The organism is Oceanobacillus indicireducens, assembly GCF_014647195.1.
In the GTDB taxonomy this organism is placed as follows: domain Bacteria; phylum Bacillota; class Bacilli; order Bacillales; family Amphibacillaceae; genus Oceanobacillus; species Oceanobacillus indicireducens.
The window spans coordinates 19811-39218 of sequence record NZ_BMOS01000008.1 but is presented as its reverse complement, the minus strand read 5'-3'; the positions used below and the strand labels follow the sequence as shown (position 1 = coordinate 39218).

General features: G+C 39.1%; 21 protein-coding genes, 1 tRNA gene and 1 pseudogene. 13 read left to right on the top strand and 10 right to left on the bottom strand.

Going from position 1 to position 19408, the window contains the following annotated elements; all coding sequences use genetic code 11:
* Positions 1-360: 360 nt before the first annotated feature.
* A tRNA-Ala gene (locus IEX94_RS07210) sits at positions 361-432 on the bottom strand.
* A 605-nt stretch (positions 433-1037) separates the two neighbouring features.
* Here IEX94_RS07210 and IEX94_RS07205 point away from each other — a divergent pair.
* From IEX94_RS07205 to IEX94_RS07190, 4 genes are all read left to right on the top strand, one after another.
* On the top strand, positions 1038-1358 hold the full coding sequence (locus tag IEX94_RS07205; RefSeq protein WP_373290805.1) for a magnetosome magnetite crystal formation protein family: 321 nt from the start codon (positions 1038-1040) through the stop codon (positions 1356-1358).
* Between the two features lie 476 nt (positions 1359-1834).
* Positions 1835-2329: a hypothetical protein gene (locus IEX94_RS07200; protein WP_188856640.1), complete on the top strand. Its 495-nt coding sequence runs from the start codon at positions 1835-1837 to the stop codon at positions 2327-2329.
* Between the two features lie 551 nt (positions 2330-2880).
* Positions 2881-3894, top strand: coding sequence for an AraC family transcriptional regulator (locus IEX94_RS07195; RefSeq protein ID WP_188856639.1), 1014 nt, complete (start codon positions 2881-2883; stop codon positions 3892-3894).
* 133 nt (positions 3895-4027) lie between these two features.
* A complete protein-coding gene (locus IEX94_RS07190; RefSeq protein ID WP_188856638.1) occupies positions 4028-4822 on the top strand; it encodes an SDR family NAD(P)-dependent oxidoreductase in 795 nt (264 codons plus the stop codon).
* A 272-nt stretch (positions 4823-5094) separates the two neighbouring features.
* On the opposite strand, the gene IEX94_RS07185 is transcribed toward IEX94_RS07190, so the two are convergent.
* The gene (locus tag IEX94_RS07185) at positions 5095-5550 is read right to left on the bottom strand and encodes a GNAT family N-acetyltransferase (RefSeq protein WP_188856721.1); all 456 of its coding nucleotides are present in this window, start codon (positions 5548-5550) and stop codon (positions 5095-5097) included.
* Positions 5551-5758: 208 nt separating this feature from the next.
* On the opposite strand from IEX94_RS07185, the gene IEX94_RS07180 reads away from it, so the two are divergent.
* Entirely contained in the window at positions 5759-6559 is an 801-nt protein-coding gene (locus IEX94_RS07180) for a DUF4097 family beta strand repeat-containing protein (RefSeq protein WP_188856637.1), read from the top strand.
* Between the two features lie 74 nt (positions 6560-6633).
* Here IEX94_RS07180 and IEX94_RS07175 read toward each other — a convergent pair whose 3' ends face one another.
* The gene (locus IEX94_RS07175) at positions 6634-6819 is read right to left on the bottom strand and encodes a hypothetical protein (RefSeq protein WP_156856110.1); all 186 of its coding nucleotides are present in this window, start codon (positions 6817-6819) and stop codon (positions 6634-6636) included.
* A gap of 143 nt (positions 6820-6962) precedes the next feature.
* Between IEX94_RS07175 and IEX94_RS07170 the strand changes: the two genes are divergently transcribed.
* The 6 genes and pseudogenes from IEX94_RS07170 to IEX94_RS07145 all read left to right on the top strand — a co-directional run bounded on the left by IEX94_RS07170 (position 6963) and on the right by IEX94_RS07145 (position 11506).
* Positions 6963-7898, top strand: coding sequence for an SDR family oxidoreductase (locus IEX94_RS07170; RefSeq protein ID WP_188856636.1), 936 nt, complete (start codon positions 6963-6965; stop codon positions 7896-7898).
* A gap of 808 nt (positions 7899-8706) precedes the next feature.
* Complete coding sequence (locus IEX94_RS07165; protein WP_229782612.1) at positions 8707-9081, top strand: YdeH family membrane protein; 375 nt, start codon at positions 8707-8709, stop codon at positions 9079-9081.
* A gap of 37 nt (positions 9082-9118) precedes the next feature.
* Positions 9119-9532, top strand: coding sequence for a DUF3139 domain-containing protein (locus tag IEX94_RS07160; protein ID WP_188856635.1), 414 nt, complete (start codon positions 9119-9121; stop codon positions 9530-9532).
* Between the two features lie 141 nt (positions 9533-9673).
* Positions 9674-10213: a DUF1572 family protein gene (locus IEX94_RS07155; protein ID WP_156856126.1), complete on the top strand. Its 540-nt coding sequence runs from the start codon at positions 9674-9676 to the stop codon at positions 10211-10213.
* A 112-nt stretch (positions 10214-10325) separates the two neighbouring features.
* A pseudogene (locus IEX94_RS07150) lies at positions 10326-10702 on the top strand (VOC family protein).
* A gap of 87 nt (positions 10703-10789) precedes the next feature.
* Positions 10790-11506, top strand: coding sequence for a dihydropteridine reductase (locus IEX94_RS07145; protein ID WP_188856634.1), 717 nt, complete (start codon positions 10790-10792; stop codon positions 11504-11506).
* A gap of 265 nt (positions 11507-11771) precedes the next feature.
* Here the strand turns inward: IEX94_RS07145 and IEX94_RS07140 are convergent, their stop codons facing one another.
* From IEX94_RS07140 to IEX94_RS07125, 4 genes are all read right to left on the bottom strand, one after another.
* Positions 11772-13751 (bottom strand): acetoacetate--CoA ligase, encoded by a 1980-nt coding sequence (locus IEX94_RS07140; protein WP_188856633.1) that lies wholly within the window; start codon positions 13749-13751, stop codon positions 11772-11774.
* 118 nt (positions 13752-13869) lie between these two features.
* On the bottom strand, positions 13870-14727 hold the full coding sequence (locus IEX94_RS07135; RefSeq protein WP_188856632.1) for an aminoglycoside phosphotransferase family protein: 858 nt from the start codon (positions 14725-14727) through the stop codon (positions 13870-13872).
* Between the two features lie 28 nt (positions 14728-14755).
* Positions 14756-15577 (bottom strand): sugar phosphate isomerase/epimerase family protein, encoded by an 822-nt coding sequence (locus IEX94_RS07130; RefSeq protein WP_188856719.1) that lies wholly within the window; start codon positions 15575-15577, stop codon positions 14756-14758.
* A 51-nt stretch (positions 15578-15628) separates the two neighbouring features.
* A complete protein-coding gene (locus tag IEX94_RS07125) occupies positions 15629-16360 on the bottom strand; it encodes a polysaccharide deacetylase family protein (protein WP_229782611.1) in 732 nt (243 codons plus the stop codon).
* A gap of 198 nt (positions 16361-16558) precedes the next feature.
* Here IEX94_RS07125 and IEX94_RS07120 point away from each other — a divergent pair, with 198 nt between their 5' ends.
* Together IEX94_RS07120 and IEX94_RS07115 are read left to right on the top strand one after the other, a co-directional pair.
* The gene (locus tag IEX94_RS07120) at positions 16559-16873 is read left to right on the top strand and encodes a CHY zinc finger protein (protein WP_188856630.1); all 315 of its coding nucleotides are present in this window, start codon (positions 16559-16561) and stop codon (positions 16871-16873) included.
* A gap of 75 nt (positions 16874-16948) precedes the next feature.
* Positions 16949-17173, top strand: a complete 225-nt coding sequence (locus IEX94_RS07115) for a hypothetical protein (RefSeq protein ID WP_229782610.1) — start codon at positions 16949-16951, stop codon at positions 17171-17173.
* Between the two features lie 276 nt (positions 17174-17449).
* Here the strand turns inward: IEX94_RS07115 and IEX94_RS07110 are convergent, their stop codons facing one another.
* The 3 genes from IEX94_RS07110 to IEX94_RS07100 all read right to left on the bottom strand — a co-directional run bounded on the left by IEX94_RS07110 (position 17450) and on the right by IEX94_RS07100 (position 19395).
* Positions 17450-18595: a conserved virulence factor C family protein gene (locus IEX94_RS07110; RefSeq protein ID WP_188856629.1), complete on the bottom strand. Its 1146-nt coding sequence runs from the start codon at positions 18593-18595 to the stop codon at positions 17450-17452.
* Positions 18596-18637: 42 nt separating this feature from the next.
* A complete protein-coding gene (locus tag IEX94_RS07105; RefSeq protein WP_188856628.1) occupies positions 18638-19081 on the bottom strand; it encodes a YueI family protein in 444 nt (147 codons plus the stop codon).
* 137 nt (positions 19082-19218) lie between these two features.
* A complete protein-coding gene (locus tag IEX94_RS07100) occupies positions 19219-19395 on the bottom strand; it encodes a YfhD family protein (protein WP_188856627.1) in 177 nt (58 codons plus the stop codon).
* Positions 19396-19408 lie beyond the last annotated feature (13 nt).

Genomic DNA, 19408 nt, shown 5'->3' with positions numbered 1-19408 from the left:
GTTATGCGGAGTTTTTTCTATAAAAACAGACGGTAGGATAATCGATATACACCGATTAATGGTGCATCCTAAACATTTCAGGTAGGGAATTGCTAAGAAGTTATTAAATTTTATCGAGGTCGAATTGGAAAAATTTGAAACAATAGTAGTATCAACTGGAACCCAAAATGCACCGGCAGTAGCCTTCTATTTGAAAAATGGATTCTTAAAGACAGGAGAAACACAGATAACGGAGTTCCTATCTCTAACTACCTTCAAAAAACAAAAATAATTAATAAAATGAGGCTCTACAACGCTTTTTAAATTTAAAAAACACTCTTCCATTCTGTAATTAGAATAAGTATGAGTGTTTTTATGTAGTGGAGCTGACGGGATTTGAACCCGTGACCCCTTGTCTGCCAGACAAGTATTCTCCCGCTGAACTACAGCCCCATATTAAAAATTTAAATAGATGAAATTCGCAAAGCAATATTATTATATAACATTGATAGGGTAAAAGCAAGTTTTTAAAGAAAATAGAGAAGATATTTGAAATAATAGACCCTTATTAAAGCGTTTTATTTTCTTGGTTATTCCTATTATCCCTGGATTAAAAATTCGTTTCCTTAATGTACATATGAAATGTATTAACGAAATAGGGAACCCCATCATATTCCACAAATTAAATCCCGAGTTCACATCCACCGAAATATGGTTATGGAAGTAGTCACTTTTGGTTTATTTATCGCTTATGATGCTTTAAACCCAACTTTTATTAGAGAACATAAAACCCACACTTAGTAAACCCACTCATTGACCCCTTAGAATATATCGGTTATTCTGAAGGTAGAATATGGTTAGGCGAAGGAAATCTCTCGCCTTAGGATTTTGGGATTCTTACTTTGCCGAGTGAGAGTCTTTTAGTGTCTTGAGCGCATTTTTAAAAGTTATTGCCTAGTTTAGGTCTAAATGCAATAGGATTATTGGTGATATTTCTGACCATATTTTTGGTTGCCAAAGTTAAATTGCTTATCTATTAATTAAGAAATCAGGTGATTATGATAGAAGAAAATAAATTATTATCTGCCCTGTGTTATTGGAGTATCTTTTTTGCGCCGATCTTATTTCCAATTATTGTTTGGATTCTCGGAAATGAAACAACTAAACTACATGCGAAAAAAGCACTTTGGACACATATAATTCCAGCGATTGCATCACTTATTGCTATTCTTGTTCTTGCTGCCTTAGGATTTGGTTTATCAGAACCTACTGGGGCATTTTATATTGCAACCATCATCGCCGTAGTCATATGCTTCCTTATTGATGTATACTATTTTATTTGGAATATTATTAAAGGGATAAAAGTAATTACTAATTAGGACTTCAATATTAAGGAGTATACAACCTAAACGGGCAGTGAGACTCCCGCTTCAAGCTTCTGTGGAAACGAAGAAGGTAGGTGGATGTCAACTGCCCGTAAAAGTCCAATAAGTGCGACTGACCATCAGTGGAGGATGAAGGCTCTCCACTGAAATCGTCTTTATGAAGAACACTTTTGCTTATTCTATAGTTGAATTAGCAAGAGTGTTCTTTTGTTTGGTTAAGAATGAGGCCCAGGGGCTCGAACCCCTTCACAGCCAGTGAATCACTTTCCCAAACTGGATGTATTCTTTTCACTTCCATAATAATTATGAGACTCTACAACGCTTTAATGGACCTTGCGAAGGCATTTGGAATATATGGTAAAATGAAAAAAAATATTGTGAAAAAAGGTACTTAAACTAACGGTGGCAGGAGAGTTTAAGAAGGAACATTTATTAGAATGCTATTGTCTTATAAAAAAGGGGGAAAGTAATTGAAGTCATTACTAATGCTTGTTGCTTGCTTATTTTTGCTGGGGGCGTGTAGTTCCAATCTAGGAGGGAGTAATCTCCCTAAAGAAATACCTGAAGACTTTAACTTTGTTTTAAATTATGGCTACGAGGCAAGAGACATTATAAACACATATGAAAATACCTATACCAAAAACATGATTTCGAATGATGATAAAACGGTAGAAATGAAATTTTCAGATGAGGAAATGCAAACAATTTACGAGGAAATGAAAGAGGCTGACATATTGAATTCAGCAGAAAGTGCTTCTAAATCTCAATGTGCGGATCCTCACGAAATAAACAAACTTAAAATTACAATGAATGGCGAAATTTATCAAAGAGAATGGATTACATCCGATTGTGACAAAGTACCTGATAATAAATTAAAAAACTTCGTAGAATTTGTACACCGAGAGATTATTATGATAAAAGAAGAGTACAATGAATTACCGGAACCTTCAGGTGGTTATGATTGAACCTTAATTGCTTTGTAAATATAACTGATTTTTAGAACTCTTAAACTTAAAACGATTGGGTGCTTTACTTCAACAGAATTAATGCCTTTTTTAATCAGCAAGTAATCAAAATTCGAGGTTGGATCCAAAAGTGGTCCAGTCTTTTTGTTTGGTCCAATTCCCTCCAATATGCAGGTTTTTTTGTTTCGCAATCGGGCCAAATTGTGGAGTATAGACATATTAAATACCGGGTAAATTAATTTAATGCCAAGGTCAATTTGATTATAATGAGTGGCTTCCGATGAGTAGGTACAAATAAAAAAGTACTAGCACATTTTTAAACCACTTAGGTAAATAGGATTTTTTAGGGGTTTTTTACAGAAGCTGCCTGTATGAACGGTAGCTTCTGTACCTAAACGATTTTATTCGACGTAGTTAGCAAGTAAAATGTCGTCCTTTGCTAGTTACAAGGCGACATTGAACAGGTAATATAATATCTGTCCCGTCAACTAGACAGAACGCAAACACACTCAAAACTAGTGAATGTGTAGATAGCTAAAGGAGGGCCTGTTATGAAGTCTCATACTCGTATTAAAATCCCGGCAGGATTTTGGGCAGGCATACATCAATTAGGGATTGCTCCTCACGACGTCGCTCGAAAGGCACAACTGCCGCTCACCATTATTAATGAGCCAGTTGTCACCACCGATCAATATTTCGCGATTTGGCAGGCTTATTCAGATCTCATTGATGACACTGCCGAAGGAATCATCAAGCTTACGACAGTCTTTGAAACAGCGCATTACCCACCCGCCGTCTTAGCGACTTACCATGCTCGTAACTACCGTGACGCTCTAAAACGAATGGCACGGTACAAACGAATGTGTCCCCCTGAAAGCTTACGTATCACCGAGGAAGGTGAGAACTGTACAATTGAACTAGATTGGTTATATACCGAGCAACCAGGTCCACCGCTGCTCGTTGGAATTACTCTGGCATTTCTTTTGGAGCTTGGACGTCGGGGCACAGGTCAACCGTTGATGGCGAGATTTGTCGAATTTACGCACTCGATGGGCGACATACAGGCACTTGAAGCTTACTTCGGCTGTCATATCCGGATTGGTGCAGATTGTAACAGGTTGACGCTACATCGAGGAGATCTGGACCTCCCTTTTGTCTCGTACAACGAAGAGTTGCTGGAAATTCTGACTCCCGTACTGGATAAATCGTTGGGTGAGCAGCAACACAGTCATTCAATCACCGAAATGGTCAAGTGGATCATGAAACGTAACCTTGCAGGAGGGCGCCCTGATATTCAGACTGTCGCAAGCGAGTTGGGGATGAGCAATCGTACCTTGCAGCGCCGGCTTACTGACGAAGGCACCAGCTTCAAGCATCTTTTGACACAAGTCCGACATAACTTGGCTCGAGAATACTTGGCAGACCCCACGTTCGATATTAAAGAAGTAGCCTTCATGATTGGATATGAAGATCAGAACTCGTTCTACCGCGCCTTCCGCATTTGGGAAGGTGATACTCCCGCAAATTGGCGTACTGAACATTTAGGTGCAGACTCGATACATTAACTTTGTATTAAAAGTGAATTTTTTAACACTATATTAAAAGAAGGAGAACCTAATATTAACTACAAAAGAATAGGAACTTTTTTTATATTAACTTTTTATAATCATAAGGATAAATTAGGAGGAGAAATGTGTTATGGATATGGGGTTAAACAATAAAACGGCTTTAGTTACTGGATCAACGAAAGGTATAGGTAAAGCGATTGCCATTGAACTTGCCAAAGAAGGTGTCAATGTACTAATTAATGGACGAAATTATGAAGAGGTAGAACGAATTGTAAATGAAATTAAATCGGATTTCCCGGCTACCTCTCCTCAAAATGCTACTGCTGATATTGTCGATATGGGGCAAAGAGAAGCTTTATTTAAAAAATACCCCACTATTGATATTTTAGTTAACAATATGGGTATTTATGAAATTATGCAATATGAGGACATTGATGATGAAGTATGGGAGAAATACTTCCGCACTAATGTTCTTGCTGCAAATGGATTATCTAAATTTTATTTACCTAAAATGTTAAAAAATGATTATGGTCGCATTATCTTTATTGCAAGTGAAGAAGCAATTATGCCTTCAGGACAAATGCCTCAGTATTGTATGACAAAATCAATGCTATTATCGTTGTCAAAAAGCTTATCTAAATTAACAATAGGAAGAGAAGTTACAGTTAATACGATCATGCCAGGACCAACACTCTCTGAAAATGTGCATCAAATAATTGAGAGTATATACTCTAATGATGATATGACTTTTTCAGAAAAAGAGAAAGAATTTATGACTACAAACCTACCTCAATCTGAAATACAGCGATTTATCAAGCCAACTGAAATAGGTAGACTAACTACATTTGTATGTAGTCCTTATGCATCCGCATTTAAAGGTTCTCCAATCCGTATGGATGGGGGGATGGTACCGACTATTTTTTAACATTTTTCTATTTCAATATTGTATATAAGTTTAACAAACGTATAACAATAGGATGCTCCAATACTATAGAATTGGGGCATCCTATTTTCTTTCTTATTCCACGATCGGGCCAGATTAAATAATTCGCAATACCGTTTCATTTTTTATAAAAAAACATAAAAAAATCTCCTTCCTATTACATTAACAGGAAAGAGACTTTTTTGTTTTCAATAATAAATTCATAAATAGTACGATTGTTTTTCATTGCTTCATTTAAATCTTCACCTCGTTTTTTAATTTAAATCTGAAAGCAACATTCCATACTTAATGCTATCTGTCCATTCACCTTTATTCCAAAAATCCTGAATGAAATGAGCTTCTTTTCTCATACCAATACGCTCACATAATTTTTGTGATGCCTTATTTCTTGCATCAAGGTTAGCTTGTACACGATGTACACCAAATTCATAAAATAGTTTCTTAACTAAACTACTCACGGCTTCAGTTGCATAACCCATTCCAGAAACTTCGTTAGAAAAACAGAAGCCAATTTCAACAGTATCTTTAATATCTGTATACCATACAGATAAATCGCCAATTACTTTAATTTGGTTTACTACTGCTAAACTTAACATTGATTCCTTTGTGAGTGAACTATTCCCAAGCTTTTTATTAAATTCTTCCTGTAAATTTTCATGAGTCCACTTATCATGCAAGAGATATTTACATGTATCTTCATTATTATAAATGTTAAATACATCAAGATAAAAAAAGTTTGATTAGGTTTTGTGACTATTTAGAATTTGATTTCCATATTGAGAGCTCCACCTCCAATTTGATTGTGCTCCCCGCAATCTCCGTCCCCAGTCGGACAATCTTTCAACCGCTAGCATGTTGGGATAATATTCATTTCTAGTAAACTAAGGCTAACAAAATGAAATATACGAGGTGATAGCGATGGCTGATTTTTTCAGTTCGATGGGAGATCCAATTGTTCAAGAAAACATAGTGGAAGTGGAGCGGGTGAAAGAGCTTGCTGTAAATTCTGATGTTACGAGCGTCCATTTTTCAGTTCATGATAAGAAACGAGTTGATATTGTGCTGGAAACGTTTGAAAAAGGAGAAGATCTTGCTGTTCGGCTTATAAATGAAAGATTGGAAATTAATGTGGGGATACCAAGAAAATGGGGGATCTTTCAGATGAAAAAGCGGTTTGGTAAGCTCACGATATATTTACCGGAACAATTTGCCGAACGATACGAGGTGAAATGTTCCATTGGCAATGTGCGAATGGCTGATATGATTTTCAAGCAGCTTGAGATGAAGACAGGTGCAGGAGAAGTTGAGATTTGTGCCATCAGTGCTAAATATCTAATGCTCGAGTCAGGTGCGGGGAATATGAAGTTGCGAGAAATCAATGCAGGTCATTTAGTTGCCACAACCGGAGCGGGAAATATTAAAGGGACTGCATGTCACGGAGAGCTGACGATTCATTCAGGAGCGGGAAATATTGAATTTCATGTGGATGGAGAAGATGATCTCTTGATGAAGTCAGGGGCTGGAAATATTCACGTTCATTTTCCAAATCCTGAACAGTTAAATGCAACAATCGAAGCAACGGCTGGACTTGGTAGTGTGCGGACGGATTTACCTGTAGGGTTTGAGAAATCAGGGGAATTTTCAAGTGTATTGGGAAACGGTGAGAGAGATTTGAAATTTACCGCGGGGGTTGGCAGTATTAAACTTTCCAAGGTGTGAAGATGTGAGCGAAAAGAACCCATCATTTGATACTGTACTGGGACATCAGGGTCTGACCCCGTGTCCCAGTTTGACTAGATAATAGGATAATTCTCTTCATATCGTGGATTATAATAATAGGGTGGTCTTGGTCCGATCAAGGGCATGGTAAATGTTTGTGGATTATCATCATATAACAATTGCACTGTTTTATCGGAATGATTGATTAGTAATAACTTTACTTCTGGATTATAGTAATGCAAACGATACCCTCCTTCCATAGGTCACTCTTTCACTTTATTCAACCTAGGTAATGATTGAGCCCGTACAAGAGCGATAATTTGAATATCACCAACAATGACCATGCACTTTAATAGTATCAGCAACATAACCTAGGGCAAATGACTATTTCAGGGAGGTCACTATGTCTCTAAATCAGCAGAAAAACAAAAACACGGACGGACGCGATTATCCAATGTATCCCAATTACGGGAAAATAACGAGATACGAAGAAATCCCGATTACAGTTCCTGAACAGCGGCAGTTACGTCAACCAGGTGTAGAGAAACTGATGGTTCCGCGGCCAATTATCGAAAATCCAAATTATAAAGGCAGCGATAAATTAAAAGGAAAAGTAGCTCTTATCACAGGCGGTGATAGTGGAATGGGGGCAGCAGCCGCTATCGCTTTTGCAAAAGAAGGGGCGAATATTGCGATTGCTTATTTAGATGAGCATGAGGATGCGAATCGGACAAAGAGAAGAATTGAGGAGCTTGGACAAAGTTGTTTATTGCTGCCTGGTGACTTGCGAGAAAAAGAGCAGTGTATCGACATTGTAGAAAAAACGATTCAAAAATGGGGACAGCTTGATATTTTATGTAACCATGTCGGAATTCAATTTCAACAATTGAGCTTGCTTGATATTTCCGATGAACAATTTGATGATACGTTTAAAGTAAATATTTACTCGCATTTCTTCACCACTCGTGCAGCACTTCCTTACTTAAAAGCAGGCAGCTCCATCATTAATACATCCTCTGTTGTGACATACGATGGGAATGATCAATTAATCGATTATACAGCAACGAAGGGAGCTATTATTGGGTTTACCCGTGCGCTTGCAAATAGTTTGATCGATCAGGGGATCCGGGTAAATGCTATTGCGCCAGGACGGATTTGGACGCCACTCATCCCGGCGAGCTTCTCTGCAGATGAAGTGACATTAGTTGGGAACCCGATGCAACGTCAAGGACAGCCCTTTGAAGTTGCACCAACCTTTGTCTATCTCGCATCAGATGATTCACGCTTTGTGACAGGGCAAACACTTCATGTAAATGGTGGGCAATGGATTTCATCTTGAAATAAAAAAAGATACCGCATTAAACAAGAAGCCCTTGACGAGGAGGCTTCTTGTTTTTATAGAGCTTAGATCATAAGAAATTCAACTTTCGCAGTCTGAAACAGTGAGCTATCCTTCCTCTGGTATAATCAGTGCAACTAGTAATTCATTGTAGCTTTGGGCACGATTCCAAGAATCAAGAGAGTAGAGACGTTTTAACTTTTAATTGCTCATTTGAACAAATTCTGAATTCGTTCAGGCGATAAGAGGTGCTCTAATCCCCCGGATGAGCAAGATTAGAATTTGTTCAGGCAATAAGAGATGCTCTAATCCCCCGAATAAACAAAAATCGGGTTTGTCCGGGCATATAGAGATCTTAACCAACATCTGAAACACTTACCTTATTCAATTTCGCGCAGTTAAGCTGTCCGTTTAGCGAATATTATCCAGTGGAAGAGAAAGTGATTTTAAAATAATTATTTTTTCTAAAGTAAATAGGTCATTCAATATAGTTGGGTTATACCATAATTAGGAAGAGAGACGACGCATGCAATTACAGCAAAAGAATTGGAAAAAATATGACCATTGGGGCTGGAAAGAATTCGTATTACTAATGCTAGTTGAATTTGGATTGATACTTGGAGTGGTCAAGCCTTTTATTCAACCAATTGGCGAGTTTGTGAGTTGTCTAAGGTTGAGGGTTGCCACATCTACTAATTTTGACCGAAGAGTGAAACTTTACATTGACGGAAACGTAATAATTAGAAAGGAAGCGTACATCAAGGAAAGTTTATCATCTGAATGAAATAATAAAAAGGAGCTCTTGGTCGTGAAAAAATTTTTAATGGTCTTATTTTTGTTAATTCTAGCTATAGCTGCGATTTTAATCGCGGCGAGACATCCGACGGGCCCTAATACTGTTTCGTATGATGAACCACTTGGTTTGTGGTTGTCCATTGGAATGGCTGTTATTCTTTTTTTACCGGGGCTGATTCTAGCTTTATTCAAAAATCGGACTGCAAACATTATATTTATCGTATTTCAAGCAATTGTAGCAATTGCATTTCTAGGGATGGTACCAATTGGGTTTATTATCCAGAAAAGTATTGGAGTAAGTGTCGTTGCAATTCTAGGTGTGCTAATCAGTATTGCGTGCATTGTAATAACAGCAAGAAGCAGTTTGAAAAGAGAAGTTAAGCTCTAAATATAAACTAGGGAAAAATATACAAGGGGAACTCTTAATGCAAAAGAAACTGATATTTATTAGTCTCATTACCGTTGTCGTGATAATTGCAGCTATTCCAGCTGGTTTTCTTTATGTACTAAATAATGGAAACCCATATACGAAATATATTGCGAATAAGCACGTGCCAGCTTACCTTGGGGAGCAAGGCTATACTGATGGAGAAATCGCTGACGCACATTATGTAGAGCCGAAGCATTTGATTAATAGAGATTTTTATCACGGGCATTATATGGTTGTTTTCAAGGATGAACGAGATATAACTTATTATTATGGGGTAACGAAAAAGGGGAAAGAGGTAAAGCAGTTTTGCGAGAAAGATATTCTTCTTCCAAATGGTGTTACTGATATTTTTGAAGAAGCTACCAAATATAGTGAAAAAGAATGCCACCATTCACTTGATAATAGATAAGGATAGAACATATTTCACATGCCAAGTTAATTGAAATAGAGAATTGTGGTATTAGACTAGTGAGGAAAACCAGATGTTATGAATAAACTAGCTTCTGGATTCTTTGAACTAATTTACGAAACAATGGAAGGGGAGAATCAGTTGGAACTTGGAAAGGAATATTTGAAAATCGTAATTGATAGGTTTCAAAGCGTAAAAATCCTAGGGGACAAAACGATAAATCAGTTATCAGAACAGGAATTACATTGGAGTTATAATAGCGAGTCGAATAGCATTGCTGTTATTGTTAAGCATGTAAGTGGAAATATGGTTTCAAGATGGAGCGACTTTCTAACGACAGACGGTGAAAAAGCTGACAGAAACCGTGAGCAAGAATTCATAGATGACATTTCGGGGAAATCAGACATCATTACTTACTGGGAAAAGGGCTGGAAAGTTTTATTCGATACCCTTCATGGCTTAGACGAGTTGGATTTAATGAAGAATATATCTATTCGGGGAGAAAATCATTTGGTTATGGAAGCGATCGAAAGACAAGTAGCACATTATGCATATCATGTTGGCCAAATTGTCTATATCGGTAAGCAATTGAAAGGGGAAAACTGGAAAAGTTTAAGCATTCCTAGAGGAAAGTCAGAGGAATATTTAAAGGAAATGCTTAAAAAGCAAAAAAGAAGTTAACCTCTATAACTTTTAATTATCTCTTTATATAATAATTATATATTTTATTTATTTACCAATTTTTAGTAAAGTTAAACTAGCGGTTGATAATGAAAAATACGGAGGAATTCACATGATTATTGGTCTGCATCATGTTCAAATTAGGGCATGGAAACGGAAGCGAAAAAATTTTATTGCAATGTCTTAGGATTACCTGAAATTGAAAAGCCGGAATCTCTGCAAGGGCGCGGGGGATTTTGGCTAAAAGTAGGGGACAAAGAGATACATGTTGGAACAGAAGAGGACTTCGATCGAACAAAAACAAAAGCTCATGTAGCTTACCAAGTGAAGGATATCACATATTGGAGAAGGGTTTTAGAAGAGAATGGTGTCGAAATTATAGAATCCATACCAATCCCCAATTATGAGCGGTTTGAATTTAGAGATCCTTTCGGTAATAGGGTGGAGATGCTGCAGGAAATTTCGCATGAAGGAGAGTTAAATTATTGAAGAATCCATCCATTTAATTGAGAATTGTTATCATTTAGTGTATATTAAATGGTAACAATCCAGATTATGGAGTGAGGAGAATAAGTCATGCAAATATATTGGACTAAAATAAATAATATTATAGAAGAAACACCAGAGGTTAAAACCTACCATGTCGATTGCCCGGAAGGTCTAACATGGGAAGAAGGAGCCCATATTCACTTGGCACTGGAAGGATTTAATGCGGGAGATAAGCCAAACCGCAGTTTAATTCGCCACATGTCCATATCCACTTTACCTCATGAAGCTTCTATCGGTATTACTACACGCATTAGAGAGCAGTGTTCGGAGTTTAAAGCGAATTTAAGAGCGCTTGAAGTCGGCGATGAAGTTGCCATTTTTAAAATCCATTCGAATGTACCGCTAAAAAGAGAAGACAAAAATGTTTACCTGTTGTCATCAGGTGTCGGGTTGGCAACTTTCAGACCGCTTGTACTTGATTATTTCGACCGTTCTGACAACGTTAAACAAATCCATTCCTTAAACATCGATTCATCAAGAAATTTCCTATTCCCAGATATTTTTGCATCCGCCCCTGACAAGAAGTTCACATCACAGTTTGTCGATAACCGTGAAGATTACTATGGAGAGGTGAAAAATCTTGCTGAAGATAGGGATGGCCTTTTCTATGTTGTTGGCAGTGACGAATTCCTCAAGCAGAACATTGCAGTATTGCAAGAGCGGGGCATCAAGCCAGAACAGATTATGCTCGACAAACGTGAACAACAATTGCCTGAGTTTTTATCACGTATTAACGGTCTGTAATTCCCCCACCTCTAAACATGGAAGGAAGCCCAAGATGTGAAGATTGGGGCTATACAGTCCGTAAATACCTGATTCTGTTCAACTAACATTCAGTGGGGAGGTAAGGAATTCCCCACTGAATGAAGTTTCACTTTATCAGTTGATTTGCCAGTTTAGGAAGTTCATTCATTCACTATGCGTGAGTTCCCTTGGCTAGGATAGTTGGTGATTAGCATTAAAAAACAGGGCTTGGGGATTTTATCTCCAAGTCCTGTTTCCAGCTCTATTACAATTCTTTCGCAAACTCCAAAAAGTAATCCAGCGCTTGCTGATTGCCTAGCGAACCTTTATTTACAACGCTTTCCACTGGTTGACCCATCAGAATCTTCTTTACAGGTACTTCTAGCTTTTTACCATTTAATGTTTTCGGCAAGTCTGGTGCTGCATAGATACCTGTTGGAACATGACGCGGTGAGCAATAATCCCGAATCTGTTTCTTAATACTTGTCTTTAACTCATCCGTGAGCTCGTATCCTTCTTTTAAGACGATAAATAATGGGGTATGGGAATCCCCGGAAGGTGACGGGATATCGACGATTAAGCTGTCTTCAATTTCTGGGATCTTATCAACAGCACGATAAATTTCACTCGTACCAATCCGGATGCCCCCCCGATTGATTGTTGCATCCGAGCGTCCATAAATGACACAAGTTCCCCGGTCTGTCACTTTGATATAATCTCCGTGACTCCAGATTCCATCATACAAGTCAAAATAACTTTCATAGAGACGCGTTCCATCTGTATCATCCCAGAAGAAAATAGGCATCGCTGGGAAAGGTTCGGTTAGCACAAGTTCCCCGACTTCATCAATATGGGCATGGCCAGCTTCATCAAAACTTTCCACTTTTGCACCGAGACCACGGCATTGCAATTCCCCGGCATAGACTGGTAAAACAGGTGCTCCAATAACGAAGGCTGTACAAACATCGGTGCCGCCACTGACGGAAGCAATCCAGAGATCCTCTTTCACGTTATCATAGGACCATTTGAAACCTTCAGGCTGAAGAGGGGAGCCAGTCGAGCTAATATTCTGTAATGCGCTTAGGTCAAATTTCTCTTTCGGCTTAAGATCTTCTTTCATGCATGCTGTGATGTAGCTTGCACTTGTTCCGAAGAGGTTCATATTCGTATCTTGTGCAAGCTTCCAAAGCGTATCGGTGGATGGATATGCAGGATTTCCGTCATAAAGTATGATCGTTGTTCCCGTCAGCAAGCCGCCGATTAGGAAATTCCACATCATCCAGCCTGTTGTTGTGAACCAGAAGAAGCGATCATCCTCACCTAAGTCACAATGGAAGGTGAGCGCCTTCAAATGTTCGATTAACATACCGCCTTGACTATGTACGATTGGTTTGGGCTTTCCAGTCGTGCCGGAAGAGAATAAGATCCAAAGCGGTTCATTGAATTCGACGTGTTCAAACGTTAAGCCTTTTGTTTCTGTATTTTCTGTAGCCTTTTCCCAGCTAATTGGTTTTTTCAGCTTGCTAAAGTCAGCATCGGTTTGTAAATAAGGTATCGTGATGGTTGCTTCAAGAGAAGGGATTTCCGATTGAATCGATTGGACAGTCTCCAGTCGGTCGAACTCTTTCCCGCCATAACGGTAGCCATCTACGGTGAACATAACTTTTGGTTCGATTTGTTTAAAGCGGTCTATGACACTTTGCGTTCCGAAGTCAGGTGACGCGCTGGACCAGATTGCTCCTATGCTTGCGGTTGCAAGGAAGGCGACAACGGTTTCATAGTTATTGGCGCTGTAGCTAACGACTCGATCCCCTTTTTGCACACCGAGTTTCTTCAATGTTTGTTGGATGGCTAAGGTGTCCTCGTACAACTTCCCCCAGCTCACTTCTCTAAGTTCAGGTCGTACTTCGGATGTATGGATAATTGCCGTTTTCTCTGAATCTCTATTTCTAAAAACATGTTCCGTATAATTGATTTTAGCACCTTCAAACCATTTCGCACCGGGCATTTTCCGTGCAGAGAGGACGGATCGATAAGGGGTGCTTGATTCGATATCAAAGTATTCCCACATCGCTTCCCAGAATGCTTCCAGTTCGGATACGGACCAATCCCATAGTTTGTCATAGCTATCAAATGAAAGGTTGCGATTTTGTTGCAGCCAGACCATGAAGTGGTTCAGATTGCTGTTTTCTTTTCTCTCTTGTGTTGGTTCCCATAATAATGTGCCTTCTTGAATGCGCTCCATCTGACGACCTCCTTATAGTTGTGTGAATTACTAATATTATATGAAAACGCTTGCCTCGTGTAAAGGAAACCTTCTATATAGGATAAGAAGGGGATGATTGCCCCTTAAATACAATCTGTCACGTGAGAAGTTGATTTAATGCAGTAATATTTTCCATTAAAAATCTTTTGTTTTTTTCCAATCCTCGTCGTCTGCACCAGCCGATACTGTTAAAAGCATCGGTGAAGCGATAAAATGGCAGTACGATTTCTAAATTAACTAAGGGCCTTACACTGTTATATCCATATGTATATGCTTGCAATAATTTCTCATCATAGCTTAAATAATCCCGGTACAATTTAGTAAAATCCACTTCTGTAGCTCCAAATCTCACACTTTCAAAATCTATTATTCCAGAAACGTTTCCATTATTGATTATTATATTTGCCGGTCGAAAATCCATATGAATAAAACTCGGGCCGTCGGGTTTCGGCAGCTGATCTTTCATGAACTCAAATTTGTTTAGAGCTTTTCTAAATAAATGATCATCTATTATTTCTTTTACATCCTCTGCAAAACTGTAAAATTGTTTTTCAATAAACATGGGCCAATTAGCAAATTCGTTTTGAATCGTATGTAATGGATGTGGTGGCTCGATGCCATGCATGGATGCATGTACAACACCAACTTGATAGGCTGTTGCTTGGGAATCGTTTTCAGACAGGGGGTGTCCCTTTAATGCAGATAACAAAAGAGCTCCCGGTATTTCCTCATTACCGGACCAAGAATCCAATAATTCTGGGATGGGGATGATTCCTTTTAAAATATGATACGCTTCCAATTCTCTTTGGAATTTTAAGTTTGAATAAGGAATTTTTAAGAAAACATACTCATTATTTGATAATTGACATCGATAGACAGTAGAACTATGTGAATCATCTACCTCATGAATCGTTTCTAATTGTAAGCCAAATTGTTGAATGATACGCTGTAACACAATATTTCCCTCGCTCCCTACTTTCAGATTAGTTATTGATTAACTCCTTAACCCACTGAATACCCTCCTCGACAAAAGCTCTGGTAGGTTTGGAATGTGGGGTATGCTCGAAAATAAAAAATACATCGGGGCTTTTGGCTAGCTGTTTAATGAGTCCTTTTATCTGAAAATGAGAATCGATAACTTCGTATGATTGGTGGACTGGTACCCATATATATTTCTCACCATGGAACTCCACATGATGTAAGTGAACGACTTTAATATGATCTCGCCATTTCTTTACATAGTTTAAAGCATCACTGTCAGTAGCGAGTAAGTAATCGCCAACGTCAATACATAGTTTAATCCCATATTTGTTCCAAGTCTCGAGAGGGAACCGGTCCAATGCTTGAATGCCAAAGGGGGAGCGGTTATGCCCCAGTTTCGGTTCACAGACGATCGGGATGGCATACCTTTCCTGAAGCTGATGAAACTTTTTCAGTCCGCTTTCAATAATATCTACTGTATCTGTATCCTTTTCTTCTTTAAAATATGGGAAGTGGACTAAAATATACGCTGCACCTAATCGGGCCATAGCCTCGACCTCGGATTCAAACTGTTCCCAGGCTTCCTCTGGTTCGAATTGGACCTTCTCCAATAGGTCATATTTGCTCATGTTTCTAAGCAATGGCGAATGGATTCCATATGTTACGTTTTCTTTTCTTTTAAGATGTAAGAACTGATGAAAAGCTGCTTCATCTGGAAATTCCCCGATTTCAATATGGTTAATCATTTCATAGGTGAACAAGTCTGGTAGTTTATTAGGGTCAGATAAAATAACACTTCCAGAAAGCCCGAGGGAATGAGCCATCACGCGAATACCTCCTTTTAGGGATTAAATACACCAAAGAAATCTTAATAATCATTCTAACTTCTGATCAGCCAATTGTACAAATTCAAATCCTGCTGCTTGTAAAAGGGGAACTGCAGCCTGCACACCATCGGCTGTTCCGCTATTTGGCTGGTTCATATGCAACAACGCAATCGATCCTGCCTCTGCACCTAGTAAAGCACGTTCCACTTCTGCAGCAGAGTATGTCGCGCCCGCATCTCCTAAAATATCAAAATTCACGATTTCATATCCTAAGTCGTTGGCAAGTTCCACAGCAACCTCGTCATAAAAGGCTGTCCCGGAGCGGAAGAGCTTCATGTCACGTCCGGTTAACTCCTTTATGGTATCGTGATTGTCCATGATTTCAGCAAAAACCTCTTCCGCTGAATTCGTGCCCGGAATTCCACAGGCCTCAGCTCCATCAACAGAAAGTGGAGCGTGGGTCGTTCCGTGGTTTTCGATTTGGAAAAGCCGATCGTTTGCGAGCTCCAGGAAAGTCTCTTCGTTGTCTAGAATCCATCGTTCATTTACAAATAACGTAGCGGGAATCCCTTCTTCACGTAGAAATGTAATCAATGTTTCGTCATAGCCGTTCCCGAAGTCACCACCACACGCATCAAACGTAAGGGCAATTTCTTTTTCATCTGTAACGAAGCGTGTTTTCACTCCTGTGACGATTTCTCCCCATTCGTTAGGTTCACGTTCGTATAACGTTAAATCAATCTCTGATTCTAGTTGTTCTTTAAATTTCACTTTGTGCACGATCCCTGCCACTTTTTCGGGTTCAGAAATAGTAGGCTCATTGCAACCCACGAGAAAAATTACGCTTATAAATAATATGATATATCTCATTCCATTAACCTCACATTTTCGTTTTTTATTTTGACAAAATTGAGGGAGTTCATTATGTTTTATCTAAAGTATAATGAACGTCTACCAGTATAACAAGGAGGGGATGGAATGAAAAAAGTATATGGTTTTACAGTGGACGATGAAACGCGTTGCACTCACTATCAAACGAAAAAAGACATTATCGCTATCAAATTCAAGTGCTGCGATAAATACTATCCTTGCTACAAATGCCATGCGGAGGCGGAAGATCACAAGCCGATATTATGGGAAAGGATGGAATATGATGAAAAAGCTGTGCTATGCGGTGTCTGTCGTAAGGAGCATACGATTGATGAATATTTGCACACGGATCGCTGCTTAAGGTGCGCCTCTTTATTTAATGAAGCTTGCGAATATCATTATCATTTGTATTGGAAACAGTAGTAGAATAAATGCCAGTCTTTAATATCGGACAAAGGAGGTTGAACAATAGCTATAAGTAATGAAGAATTAGTTGAAATGGTAAAGAACCTACCACAATCCGCTAAGAAATCAGCATATGATTATTTAAAATATTTAACGATAAGCCATGTCCGACCAAATTGGGAAGAAATTATGGAATTAGAACCGGACGAAACTCCTTTGAGTGAAGAGGAAAAACGACAACTAAAGAATAACTCTGAGTTTGTGTCATGGGAGGAAGCAATGGATGAGCTTAACTTACCAACTGACACTGAGTCGTGAATCGATTGAATTTTTAAGGAAAAGAGAAATCTGTACAAGTTAGAATAAAAAAAGCTTTACAAGGGCTTACAATACAACCTCCAATTGGTGATATATACTAATTGATAACCGTGGCGATATACATAAATAATTTGAAGAATTATAATGAAGAACGTGTACTTTTTCAAGGACTACTTTATATTGTGATACTAGTTTCATGAAGTTCACTAACACTATACTACTTTTCCAATTAAAAAACTCCTAAAGCTTTCCACATACCAGCTTTAGGAGTTCATTTTAATCTTTTTTCGAAACAGCCTGTGTCATCTGATGCCACACAGATCCTTTCGCTTCCTCGCCGCCTTTAATTCGCTCCAGGGCGAGCTGTACTTGCATCCGGACCTCAAATTCTGGATCATTGACCTTTGCTTCAAGGGCAGGAATGGCTCGCTCGTCCCCGACTTCATAAAGGAACATGGCACCTCTCCAGCGAACGATCTGACTTTTATCATCCAATGTTTTAATCATTTCTGGGATTGCTTCTGTAAACCCAAGGTCGGATAGGCAATCTCCTGCCGTTCGCCTTACGTTCACTGCCTTGTCTTTTAGTGCTTTATACAGCGATGGCAGTACTTCCGGTTCTTCAATCATGCCAAGGTAAGCGGTTGCGAGTCTCCGGACAGATGCCTTTGCATCATCCAACGCTTTATCTAACAGCGGAAGATGCTTAAGCGTTGGTTCGATGATTTTATCGAGTGCCGCATAACGCACTTTCCAATCGGGATCATCCAGTACCTCTAATGGTATGTCCTCATCTGAGTCACGTTCCAGTTCCGAAGCGTCGCGATCCTCAATAGCAAGTTCAACAAGCTGATTGAGCTTTTCCTTATCATGGGTAGCAATCAGTTCTTCCACTACTTCTTTACCAATTTCATCACTTTTTCCGTAACGCGGATCCTGTTCGACCCATTTGCGTTCGAAAATAAAACTATCCGACGCCGCGGTTGCCTTCATGATTGCTTCTTGGAATTCTTCCGGAAGGCCGAAACGTTTCTCGTCATCGCCTTCTTCTAACTTTACTTGGATTGGAATACCTCGGAAAAATTGGACAAACACGTTTATTTCCCCGAAATCTTGTGTCGGTTCGCTTGCTTCTTCCATATGTAAGTCCTCGACAGTTTCTTCCGACCCAAGCACTTCACGCACTTGAGGAAGGAGTTCTTCCCAAGGAACTTTCGGAGCTCGTGCTAGTGCAATGAAATCAACGACACGATAAATATTTTTAACACCTTCAATCTGAAAGAGCTCTTTCACATATTCAGGAGCATTTGTTAAGTCATCACTAGCTTTATAATTATAATTCTCACCAGCTGGCAGTTCCTCACTCACATTGATTTTCATGGAGTGGGGGCTTGGCGTAGGTTCAATTGACGTAATTCTCACCGTAAAAACCTCCTAAGACTTCTCGTAACATTATTTCCCCGTTTACCGGAACCAGTTTTTAATTTTTGAACGCAGGGTTTTTTCTTTTTTTTCTTCCTCGTTTTCTTCTTCTGCTTCTTCTTCTTTAATGAAGATTTCTTCTTTATCGATGGCGTGATCATACGTTAAAACAGCGCCAATATCGGTATTATTTTCTTCGTTGGTGATCGTAGTATAAGGGATGTTGTACTTTGTGGCGAGTGCTTTTTCCTCTGTTAGAAATCGGTAGGCAACATGTCCATTCATAATGAGCCTTGTACCGGGATGCTGCTGCATCGCTTCTTCTAATTTTTCGAGTCCGGAGTCACTCATCACCTGACCGATTGTAAGGGCAATGACGACCCGTTCGCGCAAAGTACCGAGAAACCGGATTCTTTCATCTTCTTTTGGAAGACGGACGCCGTGTATCCCTTCTGTTATATAGTCATCTACATTTTTTCTGCTCATTGTTAATCATCCTTTAGGAGATGTCTTCTTACTCTAAATGTACGTGAAACATGGCTAAAAATCAACTAAGGCAGTTCTACCTGTGATCTTTTCCAAATGAAAAATCAGGCCTCCACCATGTGAAGACCTGACGCTTGTCATTTATTCTTAATTCTTCGGATGGCTGCTCGATCCCTTGCTTGAGCTTCCCAGTCGTCCGCGTCGGCAAACTCATCGGAAAATTCGACATCGATTCCATCGCTATATTTTAATTGGTGCTTCGGTGTTTGGCCTAATGCAGCATTCTTCCTTCTCTTGTGTTCATCTCTACCCATGATAAGTCTCCTT

Excerpts from the sequence above, each read along its gene's own strand:
- IEX94_RS07205 (WP_373290805.1), top strand. The coding sequence starts at position 1,038 with ATGATAGAAGAAAATAAATTATTATCTGCCCTGTGTTATTGGAGTATC.
- IEX94_RS07175 (WP_156856110.1), bottom strand. The coding sequence starts at position 6,819 with ATGGAAGGAGGGTATCGTTTGCATTACTATAATCCAGAAGTAAAGTTA.
- IEX94_RS07105 (WP_188856628.1), bottom strand. The coding sequence starts at position 19,081 with ATGAGCAGAAAAAATGTAGATGACTATATAACAGAAGGGATACACGGC.
- IEX94_RS07180 (WP_188856637.1), top strand. The coding sequence starts at position 5,759 with ATGGCTGATTTTTTCAGTTCGATGGGAGATCCAATTGTTCAAGAAAAC.
- IEX94_RS07145 (WP_188856634.1), top strand. The coding sequence starts at position 10,790 with ATGCAAATATATTGGACTAAAATAAATAATATTATAGAAGAAACACCA.
- IEX94_RS07100 (WP_188856627.1), bottom strand. The coding sequence starts at position 19,395 with ATGGGTAGAGATGAACACAAGAGAAGGAAGAATGCTGCATTAGGCCAA.
- IEX94_RS07160 (WP_188856635.1), top strand. The coding sequence starts at position 9,119 with ATGCAAAAGAAACTGATATTTATTAGTCTCATTACCGTTGTCGTGATA.
- IEX94_RS07170 (WP_188856636.1), top strand. The coding sequence starts at position 6,963 with ATGTCTCTAAATCAGCAGAAAAACAAAAACACGGACGGACGCGATTAT.
- IEX94_RS07190 (WP_188856638.1), top strand. The coding sequence starts at position 4,028 with ATGGATATGGGGTTAAACAATAAAACGGCTTTAGTTACTGGATCAACG.
- IEX94_RS07195 (WP_188856639.1), top strand. The coding sequence starts at position 2,881 with ATGAAGTCTCATACTCGTATTAAAATCCCGGCAGGATTTTGGGCAGGC.
- IEX94_RS07115 (WP_229782610.1), top strand. The coding sequence starts at position 16,949 with ATGGTAAAGAACCTACCACAATCCGCTAAGAAATCAGCATATGATTAT.
- IEX94_RS07140 (WP_188856633.1), bottom strand. The coding sequence starts at position 13,751 with ATGGAGCGCATTCAAGAAGGCACATTATTATGGGAACCAACACAAGAG.
- IEX94_RS07120 (WP_188856630.1), top strand. The coding sequence starts at position 16,559 with ATGAAAAAAGTATATGGTTTTACAGTGGACGATGAAACGCGTTGCACT.
- IEX94_RS07130 (WP_188856719.1), bottom strand. The coding sequence starts at position 15,577 with ATGGCTCATTCCCTCGGGCTTTCTGGAAGTGTTATTTTATCTGACCCT.